An 11,807-nucleotide genomic window follows, 5' to 3' on the forward strand; every position below is an offset into this window, starting at 1 on the left:
CTCAGAATATGGGCTGGTCGGCCAAGACCACCGCGCCCTCGCCCCGCATCCGGTCGCTTTCGACGCGGCGCATCACGGCCTGGGCCTGGGGATCGGCCATGACGCCGCCCAGCATGACCAGGGCCTTGGCCGCCTCGGTCTGGACGCCGAACATTTCCGACAGGGCCTCGAACGGCGACTGCTGCTTGGGGAAATGCTTGAAGCGGACGGGCTCGCTGGACGGAATTTTCGCCAGTTCGCGGGCCTTATTCACCGCCTCGGTCACGCCGCCCAGCTGATCGACCAGGCCCAGAGGCAGGGCCTGGGCCCCGGTCCAGACGCGGCCCTTGGCGATTTCGCGCACGCGGTCGGGCGACAGTTTGCGGCCCGTCGCCACGCGGGCGATGAAGTCGTCGTAGATCCGGTCCATCGAGCCGGCGAAGGCCGCGCGCTGTTCCGGGGTGAACTCCTGCGTCGGCGAGAAGGCGTCGGCGTATTGCCCGCCCACCGTCAGCTCACGCATGTCGACGCCGAACCGACCCAGCGCATCGGCCAGCACGAACTTGCCGCCGAACACGCCGATCGAGCCGGTCAGGGTCGAGGGCTGGGCCACGATCCAGTCGGCTTCCGAACTGACCCAGTAACCGCCCGAGGCGGCGTAGGCGCCCATGGACACCACCACCGGCTTGCCCGCCGCCCGCGCCGCGCGCACGGCGGCCAGGATCTGTTCCGAGGCCTCGGGCGAGCCGCCCGGCGAGGAGACGCGGAAGACGATGGCCTTGACGCTCTTGTCCTCGATGGCGTCGTAGATGGCCTCGGCCGTGTCGTCGGAATGGATGGACGACCCGCCGCCGAAGCTTCCCCCGCCGCCGCGGCCGGTGACGATGGCCCCCTCCCCGCCGACGATGGCGATGGCGTTCTTGCCGGAGCCGGTGCGCTCACCCTGCTGGCTGGCGTATTTGCCGAACTCGACGATCTCGGCGCCCTTGCCGGCGCGCGCCTTGACGGCGATCTCGGCCTCTTCGACCTGGCCGACCTTGTCGATCAGACGATTGGCCAGAGCCTGGGGCGCCGAATAGGGACCGGCCTCGATGATCGTCTTCAGCGCCGGCGCCGTGGTCTTGCGATCCCTGGCGGCGTTGGCCAAGGCGCTGTCATAGATGGACGTCATCCAGGCGGTCATCGCCTCGCGGTGCGGGCCGGTATAGTCGCTCTGGGTGTATTCGTTGACGGCGTTCTTGTACTCGTAGCGCTGCTCGAAGTTTGGTTTGACGCCGTATTTCTCGAAGGCGCGGCCCAGGAACAGACTGTCGGCCGAGAAGCCCGTGGCCTGGAAGCCTGCGGTGTTCTGCATCCACAGTTCGGACGCCGAGGCCCCGACCATATAGGTGGACATCACCGCGCCCGACGGCGCGAAGCCCTGGCTGTGGGCGATGACAGGCTTGCCCGAGTTGCGGAAGCGGTGGATGGCCTGGCGCAATTCGTCGGCGGTCGCCGGGGTCATGCCGCTTTCCGGCAGGCGGATCAGCAGGGCCTTGACGCTGTTGTCGCCCTGGGCCTGATGCAGGCCGTCGACGACCTGGGTCAGGGCCAGGCCTGAACCGCCGAAAGCGGCGAACGGATTGGACGACGGCTGGTCGCTGATCCCGCCGCGCAGGTCCAGTTCCAGCACCGTGTTCGCCGGCGTCGTCGGCTTGGACGACGAGGCGATGGCGACGGTCAGCAGCACCACGGGAATGACGACGACGAACAGGATCAACCCGGTGAAGACACCAAGGACCGTCAGGAAGAATTGCTTCATCGGTGGGGAAACGCGCGCTCGCAAGCCGAAAATGGCCACGCCAGCATAGGGGGACGCGGGCCGCCGTCAAATGAAGCTCGCGCAATATTCCGGCGGCCTTGCGTTCGCACCTGCAACCCGTTTGCTGCGGCGCAGCGCCCCGATTGATGCGGGGCTCGGAAATCCCTATATGAGCCGCCTGTGAGCGAGGGCCTGCGCCCCGCGTCTATTTTGGAGACCGCGCCATGCTGGTCACCCTGATGAAGTCCAAGCTGCACCGTGCGACGGTGACCCAGGCCGATCTCGATTACGAAGGATCGATCGCCATCGACATGGATCTGCTGGACGCCGCCGGCATCTATCCGCACGAACAGGTCGATGTGCTGAACATCACCAACGGCGCGCGCTTCACCACCTACGCCATCGAGGCGCCGCGCGGCTCGCGCGTGATCGGCGTCAACGGCGCCGCCGCCCGCCTGGTTCAGAAGAACGACAAGGTCATCGTGGTCACCTATGGCCAGATGCCCCAGGAAGAAGCCCGTCAGTGGAACCCCAACGTTGTCCTGCTGGACGACGCCAACGAGATCAAACACGCCGGCTAACCACCGTCTCCTCCCCACATCGTGGGGAGGGGGACCGCGCGTAGCGTGGTGGAGGGGCTCTCAACGCCCCACAGAATGCAAAAGGCCCGCCGTCGCCGGCGGGCCTTTCTTCGTTTTGGGCCGATGGGATCAGCGGGCGATGTCGTAGACGCCCGTGATGTCGATCCGCACCGTCAGCTCGCCGGCGGCGACCGGGGTGCTCTCGGCGCGATCCATCGACATGGCGCGCGCGGCGAACATCGGCTGAGGCTGGGGCGTATAGCCGCCGCCCTCGGTCAGGTTGCGGATGCCCGACAGTTGGACGTTCAGCGACTGGGCGTACAGCTGGGCCTTGGCCTGCAGGTTGCGCACGGCCAACTGACGCGCCTGGTTCTCGGCGGCGGTCGGATCCTTCAGGCCGAAGCTGATGCCGTCGATCTGGTTGACGCCGGCGGCGACCACGGCGTCGGCCGTCGTGCCGACCTTGGTCAGGTCGTTGATGACCACGGTGACGCGGTTGACCGCCTGATAGCCGCGCAGTTTGGGCGGCTCGTTCTGCACATAGTCATATTGCGCCGACAGGTTCAGGCCCGAGGTCTGGATGTCGCGCTCGGCGATGCCGGCGCGGCGCAGGGCGGCGACGACGCGGGTCATCTGCGTTGCGTTGTCGCGCATGGCCTCTTGAGCGGTGACGGCCTCGGTCTGGACGCCGAAGGTGATGGTGGCCATGTCGGGCGCGGCCTTGACCTCGCCATAGGCCGACAGGTTCAGGGACGGCGCGGGTTGCATCATGTGCATGGCTCCCATCGAGGGTTCGGCTGTTTGGGCCATGGCGCGGGGCGTGGCGGCGGCCAGGAAGGCGGCGGCGGCGACGGCTCCACCCAGGGCGATGGTCTTCAGCGACACGGTCTTCAGGGGGACGGCGGCCAGGGTGCGGGTCATGCGGTCTTCTCCGTAAGCGATCCAGGACGGCGCGTTCGCCGATCCGTTGCAACGACCTTGGCCGTTCTCGCCTGAACGAACGCCCGTGAGGCTTGGCAGTTTCCGTTCATCTTCGTGAAATCGGTGAAAGATCGCCTTCTTGCCCGCCCCCGCTTGGCAAGCCGCGCCCGCGCCTGCTAGGCGAAGCCCTCCGCTGAGGCGCGCCTTGGGGGCCTGTAGCTCAATGGTTAGAGCCGACCGCTCATAACGGTCTGGTTGGGGGTTCGAGTCCCTCCGGGCCTACCATCCCTGTGTTGGGACCACTTCGGTTACGCCGACTAGTTCAGTCTCTCTAGAGAGTGCGAGGCACGACGTACCGCTCACCGTCGAATGGCAAGCGGATCGTGCGGGGCGCCTCGGGTCGGTCTGCCGTGCGGCACTCTCCGCTCTTGGTTTCGCTCGAAGTGCTGTGTGTCCGGCGCTCCAGCACAGAAATGTCCTGCCCGTGCGGGCCGGGAATCATTCGCAGGATGCGCTCGGTCAAGACGGTTTCGCCGGCGCAGTACAAATCCCATTCCCTGACGCTGCGGAAGACCACCAGATCTTCGAGGACGGGCGCAAGCCTGCCGCCTCGCACCTCATACAGGGACAGCGTCGTCTCGCGTAAGGGATTGGGACGTGAACTCCCCTCCCAGTCGCGTCTCACGCCGAACGCCAGTCGATCCGGCTCAAGGCGATAGGCGGCGGTGTCGAAAGCGACGCTGGATATCCGAACGGCGTCGTCATCCATGGCATGGGCAAGACGAAGACGTTGGCGCGGCGTTCCGGTGGCTTCATCGACGACTAGGATATCCAGATCGCCCGAGGTCGAGTCTGATCCGACCTCGGCGATGAGCGGAACGGCCACCAGCAGCAGCCCCGGCTGGCCACGCCAGCGCCGACAAACCATGGCGTGAGGATCGATGGACGACGCGGAGGGAAGCGTCAGGGTGCGGTCGCCGACGCGCACAGCGCGCTCGCCTTGCGCGACGGCGTTAGGGTAGGCTCGGTCCACGATCCTGGCGACGTCCCCGCACTCCTGATCCTGCGCATCGGCCAATGTCGGCGCGCTCAACGCCAGCGCCAATGTCACCAGACCCCATCTGCTGATCATCCGCATGTTCCTCTCCCCATGGTCGACTGAGACGGTCTTAGACGGTCCAACACAACCTCCCGTCAAAAGTTGATCAGCTGACGCAGATGCGCGCGCGGTCGTTCACCCAGCAATCGCCGCGTAGTCGGACGGTTCCCAGGGGGTCTCCTGCCTTGTCGTCGTCGGGATCGGCATTCCAGGTCGCGTCGCCTGATCCGTCGGCGTTGAGGACGACGACGGCGAAATGCGAGTTCTTCGGCTTGCCCTCCGACCAGGCGTTCAGGGTGTAGCCGCCGTCTCCGAACGGAAAGACCAGGCACGGCTCATCGACGAGGACCTTGGCAACGACGGCGAGGTAGCATTTGCGCCGCGAGGAGGCTGGCGTGGGCGCTACGGGGTCTCCTGCTCTGGTGTCGGATGCAGCAGGGCTCGGTGAAGGGGACGGCGTCGATGCAGGCGACGGCGTTTGGCGAGACGAAGGATCAGGCGATGATTGCGGCTCGTTCGCCCCCTGCCCGCAGGCGGTTATGCTGGTCGACAAGATACAAGCCGCGATCAGACTCAGCGCTTGGGAAGAGGTCGATCTCACAGCCTTGCTCCGCTCAGTTTGGTCCAGACGCCAACTCAAAGCCGAAGCGAAGCGTTCCAACTTATGGCCGGTTGGTCGTCCGACGCCTTAAACTGATATCCACCATCGTAACGTCGTTTCTTGACTTCAGCTTTGACCGCTGACGAATAGCTAAACTGAGCTGGAGGAAACGTGTTGAGTTCGGCAATGACAGCGGCGCTCGCTTTGGCAGCATTCGCCTTAACAGTGACGTCCGCGCCGAGCGCGTCGTTTGAGAGATTTCCACCGGAAACGGAAAGATTGATTCAGGCTGTTGATCTCGACGGCTTCAGCGCCGGGAAATGTTTGGCGTTGCTACCTGACGCAGAACGGGCGCGGATCGAAGCCGGACAACGCAAGTTTGACCAACGCCCCTCGGGAACCACGAGACCCTTGCTCGATCAGGTCTATTATGGCGCGGTCGGTCGCGGCTTGGTCGATGCTGAACGGCAAGCTCCTGACGCCGCATTCTGCGAAACGTTGCGAAGCGATGCTGCCGAAAGCCGGTCGGATAAAGCTGCGGCTATTGCCGCCTTTGAGGCCTCGCTGCCTAAGGAGCTGCAGCGGGCTGAGGACAACTGAAGCGATCCTCTAGTGATTTTCCCGAAGGTTGGACAGCACGTCGCGACTGCCCCCTCCCCTTCGCGCCAAGCCCCTCCTATATCGCCAGCCTGTTCCTCTCGGAGTTTCCCCATGGCCTATGTCGCTCGCACCGATCGTCCCTCGGACAAGGCCGCGCGGTATCTGGAGGTCGAGGAGGAGATCCTGGCCGTGCTGGAGGGGGAGCCGAATGTGACGGCGCGGATGGCGACCGCAGCGTCGATGCTGGCGGATGCGTTCGCGCACTATTTCTGGACCGGCTTCTATGTGGTGGCGCCGGACAAGACCGACGAGCTGGTGGTCGGGCCGTATCAGGGGACGCTGGGGTGTTTGCGGATCGCGTTCGGGCGCGGGGTGTGCGGGACGGCGGCGGCGACGCGCCAGACGCAGTTGGTCGAGGATGTTCATGCCTTCCCCGGCCACATCGCCTGCGACAGCCGCTCGGCCAGCGAGATCGTGGTTCCGGTGCTGGACGCCTCGGGCGCACTGATCGCGGTGCTGGACGTGGATGCGACGACGCCCTCCGCCTTCGATACTGAGGATCAGGTCGCGCTGGAGCGGTTGATGGCGAAGGTTTTCGCGGCCGGTTGATCCCGCCGCCCCCGGCTCTATGGTCCCCGGCGACATGGAGGATCGGATGACACAGCGGACAGTCGCAATCACGGGCGGGCATGGCGTCCTGGGCCGCGCGGTGCTGGAGGCGGCGCTGAAGGCCGGCTGGCAGGTCGCGGTCATCGATCATGCGGCGGGCCATCCCGCGCCGCAGGGCGTGCTGGAGGTCGGCGGGGTGGATCTGACCGACGCGGGCCAGGCGCAAGGCGCCGTCGATGCGGTCATCGCCCGGTTCGGGCGGCTGGACGCCCTGTTGAACATCGCCGGCGGCTTCGTCTGGCAGACGACCGACGACGCGGAACCGGCCTGGGACCGGATGCACGCCCTGAACGTCACGACGGCCGTCAACGCAAGCCGCGCCGCGCTGTCGGCGCTGAAGGCCTCGCCCGAGGGACGGATCGTCAATGTCGGATCGGCCGCCGCCCTGAAGGCCGGGGCCGGCATGGGGCCCTATGGCGCGGCCAAGGCCGGGGTCCACGCCCTGACCCAGGCGCTGGCCGAAGAATTGAAGACCACCAAGGTCACCGTCAACGCCGTCCTGCCCTCCATCATCGACACGCCCGCCAACCGCAAGGATATGCCCGACGCCGATCCGGCGACCTGGGTCGCGCCGGCCGATCTGGCGGCGGTGATCCTGTTCCTCGCCTCGTCCGAGAGCCGCGCCATGACCGGCGCCCTGGTCCCCGTGACGGGCCGCGTCTGATGCGAAGCGACCGGGTCCGCAGCGTCCTTTATCTGCCCGCCTCCAATGCGCGGGCGATCGAGAAGGCGCGGACGCTGGACTGCGATGTCGCCGTGCTGGACCTGGAGGACGCGGTGGCGCCCCAGGCCAAGGCCGATGCGCGCGCCGCCGCCGTCGCGGCGGTTCGGGGCGGCGGTTTCGGGCCGCGCCTGGGCGTGCGGATCAATGGGCTGGACACGGCCTGGGGGCTGGACGATCTGGCGGCGATGAAGGCGGCGGGCGCCACGCTGGTGGTCGCGCCCAAGGTGGAGACGCCCGAGGCGGTCCACGCCATTTCCGCCTGGCTGCCCAAAGGGGCCGCCCTGTGGGCCATGATCGAGACGCCGCGTGCGCTGATGGCGCTGGCCGATATCGCCACGGCGGATGGGGCGCTGGATGGGCTGATGCTGGGGGTCAACGACCTAGCCAAGGCGCTGGGGACGGGAGCGTCTCCGGATCGCGAGCCGTTCAAGCCGTGGCTGGCCATGCTGGTCGCCGCCGCGCGGGCCAATGGTTTGCTGGCCATCGACGGGGTGTTCAACCGGATCGACGACGCGGAAGGCCTCGCGGCCGAGGCGGCGCAGGGGCGGCTGTATGGGTTCGACGGCAAGAGCTTGATCCACCCGTCCCAGATCGCCGGGGCCAACGCCGCCTTTTCGCCGTCGGACGCCGAGATCGCCCAGGCCCGCGCGGTGGTCGCGGCCTTTGCGCAGCCGGACGCCGAAGGCCAGGGCGCCATCCGCGTGGACGGGGCGATGGTCGAGCGGCTGCATCTGGATCAGGCGCAGGCGCTGTTGGCGCGGGCGGAAGGCTGACCGCCCGCCCCCTCCCCACATCGTGGGGAGGGGGACCGCGCGTAGCGTGGTGGAGGGGCTCTTGAAATCCCACAGGCGCCTGCGATGCGTCGCAGAACCCCTCCGTCACGGCGCGAAGGCGCGCCGCGCCACCTCCCCGTCGCTACGCGACATGGAGGACGACGCCCAGCCATTCGTCTCCCCATGAAATGGGGAGGAGACAGTGGGATCGGGCCTAGCGGGTGTGAGGCAACCGCCCTAAACCTCGCGTCGAAACTCAGCGGACGCGCCTTGACCTCACCGACAGACACACCTGCGAAAATCCCGGCCTGGGTCTGCGCGCCCGGCGTGCTGAAGGTCCCGTTTCTCGACGTCTTTATGAGCGACTACGACCTGCGTCGCTTGCCGGGGGACGATGTTCGGGCCGTGCTGGGCTGGGGGATGAAGCCGACGGCTGCGGCGGGGCGGCGGTGGGCCGAAAAGAACGGCCGGCCCTATGTGGCGCTGGAGGATGGCTTTCTGCGCTCGGTCGGGATCGGCGAGGCGGGGGCGACCAGCCTGAGCCTGATCGTCGATGATCTGGGCGTCTATTACGATGCGACGCGGCCCAGCCGGCTGGAGCATCTGATCGCCAGCGCAGACGACTGGTGCGAGGCCGCCATGACCGCCCGAGCGCGGGGGCTGATCGACCGGATCGTTGCGTCCGGCGTGTCCAAGACCAATATGGGCGGACCGCTGGATCCGGGCCTGCTGAAGCCCGGCCGTCGCGTCCTGATCGTGGACCAGACGTTCGGGGACGCCTCCATCGCCCATGGTCTGGCGACGGCCCAGAGCTTCGACGACATGATCGCCGCCGCCCGGCGCGACGAACCGGACGCCCAGTTGATCGTCAAACGTCATCCGGCGGTGGCGGCGGGGAAAAAGCGCGGCTGCGTCACCGATCTGGCCGGGATCACCCTGGTCGATACGGACGTGCGGCCAGCCGACCTGCTGGCGGCGGTGGACGCGGTCTATTGCGTGACCTCGGCCCTGGGGTTCGAGGCCCTGTTGCGCGGCCTGCCGGTGCGGTGTTTCGGGGCGCCCTTCTATTCCGGCTGGGGCCTGACGACCGATGCGGTCCAGACCGGACGGCGCGGCGTGGCGCGGTCCATCGAACAGGTCGCCGCCGCCGCCCTGATCGCCTACAGCCGCTATGTCGATCCGGTGACGGGCGACAGGTGCGAGGCCGAACAGGCGCTGGAACGGTTGATCGCCCTGCGCGACCGGTCCGACCGGCTGGCGGGGTCGTGGTCGGCGGTCGGGTTTGCGCCGGCCAAACGTCCGTCGGTGCGCCGTCTACTGAACTCGCCCAAGGCGGCGATGCGGTATTTCATGTCGCCGTCGCGCGCCGCCGCCCATGCGACCGCCACCAACGGCCGGCTGATCTGGTGGGCGGGCAAGGAGAGCGAGGCGACGCGTCAGGCGGCGGCGTCATTCGACGGCCCGACCGTGCGGATGGAGGACGGCTTCATTCGGTCGCGCGGCCTGGGGTCCGACTTCGTCGGCGCCCTGTCGGTCGCCCTGGACGACCAAGGCGTCTATTACGACCCGTCGCGTCCGTCGCGGCTGGAAACCCTGATCGAGACGACGGACGCCACGCCGCAGCAGCTGGCGCGCGCCGCAGCCCTGGGCGCCCGCATCGTCCAGGCCGGCCTGTCGAAATACAATCTGAAAGGTCAGGCGCCGTCGAACTGGCCTGCAGATCGCGAAATCCTGCTGGTCGTCGGCCAGGTCGAGAACGACAAGTCGATCCTGCTGGGGTGCGAGCCGGACCTCGCCACCAATTCCGCCCTGGTCGAGGCTGCGCGGGCCGATCATCCCGACGCCTTCCTGATCTATCGCAATCACCCCGACGTGCTGGCGGGCAATCGGCCGGGTCGGCTGGACGCCTCGGCCATGGCCTCGGTGGACGCCAGCGCGGACGGGCTGGACATCATCGACTGCCTGAACGCCTGTCGCCGGGTGGCGACCCTGACCTCGCTGACCGGGTTCGAGGCCCTGATGCGGGGTAAGGCCGTGTCGGTCTTTGGCCGGCCCTTCTATGCGGGATGGGGGCTGACCGACGACCGGCTGACGTTTGCGCGTCGCACCCGCCGCGCGAGCGTCGATCATCTGATCCTGGCGGCCCTGATCCACTATCCGATCTATGTCACGCCCTCGGGATGGCCCTGCGAAGCGGAAGACCTGGTCCAGGCCCTAATCGCGGCGCGCGACCAGCCCACGCCCAAGGCGCCGCGCGGTCAGATCCAGCGCTGGGCTGCGGGCGTCATCGCCAGTCTCGACCGCAGGCCGCCGCCGTCCTATTAAGGGGGTTCGTAAAGGAAACCCGCTTCCCGTGTCCAAAGCCGTCATCGCCGCCACCGGCCTCTTCACCCCCGAACAGTCGGTCTCCAACGCCGAACTGGTCGACAGCTACAACGCCTGGGCCGACGGCTGGAACGCCCGCCACGCCGCACAGATCGAGGCCGGCGAGTTGGAGGCGAAATCGCATTCCTCGCCCGAGTTCATCGAGAAGGCGTCAGGCATCAAGAGCCGGTTCGTGCTGGACAAGGCCGGGATCATCGATCCCGAGCGGATGGCCCCGAACCTGGCCGAACGCTCCAACGACGAAATCTCGATCCTGGCCGAGATGGCGGTCAAGGCCGCGCGTCAGGCGATCGAGGCCTGGGGCAAGCCGGTCAGCGAGATCGGCGCCGTCCTGTGCGCCGCCTCGAACATGCAGCGCGCCTATCCCGCCATGGCCATCGAGGTGCAGCAGGCCCTGGGCATCGAAGGCTTCGCCTTCGACATGAATGTGGCGTGCAGCTCGGCGACCTTCGGCATCAAGACGGCGACGGACTTCATCGCCGGCGGCTCGGTCAAGGCCGTGCTGATGGTCAATCCGGAAGTCTGTTCGGCCCACCTGAACTTCACCGACCGCGACAGCCATTTCATCTTCGGCGACGTGGCGACGGCGGTGATCGTGGAATCGGCCGAGACGGCGGGACCGGGCGGCTGGGACGTGCTGGGCACGCGGCTGAAGACGACCTTCTCGAACAATATCAGGAACAACTTCGGCTTCCTGAACCGCAACGCGCGCGACACCGCGCATCTGGATACGCCGGCCGCCAACGACAGCGTCCAAAACGACAAGCTGTTCATCCAGCAGGGCCGCAAGGTCTTCCGCGACGTGGTTCCGATGGTGTCGGACATGATCGTGGATCACGCCGGCGAACTGGGTCTTGATCCGCACGAACTGAAGCGGCTGTGGCTGCACCAGGCCAACATCAACATGAACACGATGATCGGCAAGAAGGTGCTGGGTCGCGAGCCCTCGGCGGACGAGAACGTCATCATCCTGGACGACTACGCCAACACCTCCTCGGCCGGGTCGATCATCGCCTTCCACCTGCACAACGACGGGTTCGCGCCGGGCGACACGGGCCTGATCTGCAGTTTCGGCGCCGGCTATTCCGCCGGGACGGTCTTCGTCAGGAAGCGCGCGTAGAGCCTGATCGTTTCGGAGGAACCGCTTCGCGGTTCCGGCTGAAGCGTGAATCAGGCTCTCACCTTAATGTGCCCTAGAGCCGGGGCAGGAACAGGACGAAGTCCAGGCTCCACAGCCCCGGCCCGTTGGCGATCAGCCAGATCAGGATCACCATAAGCAGGGTCTCGGGCAGGTCGAAATAGCTGGAGAGGCGATAGCCGAGACTGGTCCCCTCGACTGACTTGGCCGTCACCGTCACCAGGGCGACGAGACTGATGACCAGCAGCACCAGCGCCGCCAGGCTGGTGAACAGGCCCATGATCAGCAGGGCGCCGAAGGCGAACTCGCACACCGACACGAACCGGGCGGTCTGGCGCGGGGCGGCGACACCGGCCTCGACCATCGTCTTCTGCATCTTCTCGGCCTGGGCCGGGGTGAACAGCTTGTAAAAGCCGGACAGGAAGAACATTCCCCCGACCACGACCCGCGCGATCAAGGGCGCGATGTCCATCAGCGCCGGAACGCCCAGGCCGAAGCCGCGATAGAGGTCGATCATCAGACAAGGGCTCCGCTGG

At 67.0% G+C, this 11,807-nt stretch carries 12 protein-coding genes and 1 tRNA gene; 8 read left to right on the forward strand and 5 right to left on the reverse strand.

All coding sequences use genetic code 11. From position 1 onward, the window contains the following. Position 1: 1 nt before the first annotated feature. A complete protein-coding gene (gene sppA / locus ACZZZD_RS06770; RefSeq protein WP_463433811.1) occupies positions 2–1,780 on the reverse strand; it encodes a signal peptide peptidase SppA in 1,779 nt (592 codons plus the stop codon). A gap of 224 nt (positions 1,781–2,004) precedes the next feature. Here sppA and panD point away from each other — a divergent pair, with 224 nt between their 5' ends. Next, on the forward strand, positions 2,005–2,361 hold the full coding sequence (gene panD / locus ACZZZD_RS06775) for an aspartate 1-decarboxylase (RefSeq protein ID WP_135194957.1): 357 nt from the start codon (positions 2,005–2,007) through the stop codon (positions 2,359–2,361). A 129-nt stretch (positions 2,362–2,490) separates the two neighbouring features. Here panD and ACZZZD_RS06780 read toward each other — a convergent pair whose 3' ends face one another. Beyond that, the gene (locus ACZZZD_RS06780) at positions 2,491–3,282 is read right to left on the reverse strand and encodes an SIMPL domain-containing protein (RefSeq protein ID WP_463433812.1); all 792 of its coding nucleotides are present in this window, start codon (positions 3,280–3,282) and stop codon (positions 2,491–2,493) included. A 209-nt stretch (positions 3,283–3,491) separates the two neighbouring features. Here ACZZZD_RS06780 and ACZZZD_RS06785 point away from each other — a divergent pair. Further along, positions 3,492–3,567: transfer RNA gene (locus tag ACZZZD_RS06785), tRNA-Ile, on the forward strand. 46 nt (positions 3,568–3,613) lie between these two features. Here ACZZZD_RS06785 and ACZZZD_RS06790 read toward each other — a convergent pair. Continuing rightward, a complete protein-coding gene (locus ACZZZD_RS06790; protein ID WP_463433813.1) occupies positions 3,614–4,420 on the reverse strand; it encodes a PA3715 family protein in 807 nt (268 codons plus the stop codon). A 67-nt stretch (positions 4,421–4,487) separates the two neighbouring features. After that, a complete protein-coding gene (locus ACZZZD_RS06795) occupies positions 4,488–5,042 on the reverse strand; it encodes a hypothetical protein (protein ID WP_463433814.1) in 555 nt (184 codons plus the stop codon). 114 nt (positions 5,043–5,156) lie between these two features. On the opposite strand from ACZZZD_RS06795, the gene ACZZZD_RS06800 reads away from it, so the two are divergent. The 6 genes from ACZZZD_RS06800 (at position 5,157) to ACZZZD_RS06825 (ending at position 11,253) form a co-directional block, all read left to right on the forward strand. Beyond that, on the forward strand, positions 5,157–5,582 hold the full coding sequence (locus ACZZZD_RS06800; RefSeq protein WP_463433815.1) for a hypothetical protein: 426 nt from the start codon (positions 5,157–5,159) through the stop codon (positions 5,580–5,582). A gap of 111 nt (positions 5,583–5,693) precedes the next feature. Beyond that, positions 5,694–6,191 carry a GAF domain-containing protein gene (locus ACZZZD_RS06805; protein WP_463433816.1) on the forward strand — a complete coding sequence of 166 codons (498 nt, stop codon included), beginning with the start codon at positions 5,694–5,696 and terminating at the stop codon, positions 6,189–6,191. 46 nt (positions 6,192–6,237) lie between these two features. Beyond that, positions 6,238–6,915, forward strand: a complete 678-nt coding sequence (locus ACZZZD_RS06810; protein ID WP_463433817.1) for an SDR family NAD(P)-dependent oxidoreductase — start codon at positions 6,238–6,240, stop codon at positions 6,913–6,915. Continuing rightward, positions 6,915–7,748 carry an HpcH/HpaI aldolase/citrate lyase family protein gene (locus ACZZZD_RS06815; RefSeq protein ID WP_463433818.1) on the forward strand — a complete coding sequence of 278 codons (834 nt, stop codon included), beginning with the start codon at positions 6,915–6,917 and terminating at the stop codon, positions 7,746–7,748. Before ACZZZD_RS06810 ends, ACZZZD_RS06815 begins: the two co-directional genes overlap by 1 nt. A 270-nt stretch (positions 7,749–8,018) precedes the next feature. After that, positions 8,019–10,073, forward strand: coding sequence for a capsular polysaccharide biosynthesis protein (locus ACZZZD_RS06820; RefSeq protein WP_463433819.1), 2,055 nt, complete (start codon positions 8,019–8,021; stop codon positions 10,071–10,073). Between the two features lie 28 nt (positions 10,074–10,101). After that, entirely contained in the window at positions 10,102–11,253 is a 1,152-nt protein-coding gene (locus ACZZZD_RS06825; protein ID WP_463433820.1) for a beta-ketoacyl-ACP synthase III, read from the forward strand. A 73-nt stretch (positions 11,254–11,326) separates the two neighbouring features. On the opposite strand, the gene ACZZZD_RS06830 is transcribed toward ACZZZD_RS06825, so the two are convergent. After that, positions 11,327–11,788, reverse strand: a complete 462-nt coding sequence (locus tag ACZZZD_RS06830; RefSeq protein ID WP_463433821.1) for a DoxX family protein — start codon at positions 11,786–11,788, stop codon at positions 11,327–11,329. Positions 11,789–11,807 lie beyond the last annotated feature (19 nt).

Source organism: Brevundimonas sp. AC546 (assembly GCF_979258305.1).

Coding starts and splice junctions, on each gene's coding strand:
- ACZZZD_RS06790 (WP_463433813.1), bottom strand. CDS start 4,420: ATGCGGATGATCAGCAGATGGGGTCTGGTGACATTGGCGCTGGCGTTG.
- ACZZZD_RS06780 (WP_463433812.1), bottom strand. CDS start 3,282: ATGACCCGCACCCTGGCCGCCGTCCCCCTGAAGACCGTGTCGCTGAAG.
- ACZZZD_RS06805 (WP_463433816.1), top strand. CDS start 5,694: ATGGCCTATGTCGCTCGCACCGATCGTCCCTCGGACAAGGCCGCGCGG.
- sppA (WP_463433811.1), bottom strand. CDS start 1,780: ATGAAGCAATTCTTCCTGACGGTCCTTGGTGTCTTCACCGGGTTGATC.
- ACZZZD_RS06810 (WP_463433817.1), top strand. CDS start 6,238: ATGACACAGCGGACAGTCGCAATCACGGGCGGGCATGGCGTCCTGGGC.
- panD (WP_135194957.1), top strand. CDS start 2,005: ATGCTGGTCACCCTGATGAAGTCCAAGCTGCACCGTGCGACGGTGACC.
- ACZZZD_RS06830 (WP_463433821.1), bottom strand. CDS start 11,788: ATGATCGACCTCTATCGCGGCTTCGGCCTGGGCGTTCCGGCGCTGATG.
- ACZZZD_RS06815 (WP_463433818.1), top strand. CDS start 6,915: ATGCGAAGCGACCGGGTCCGCAGCGTCCTTTATCTGCCCGCCTCCAAT.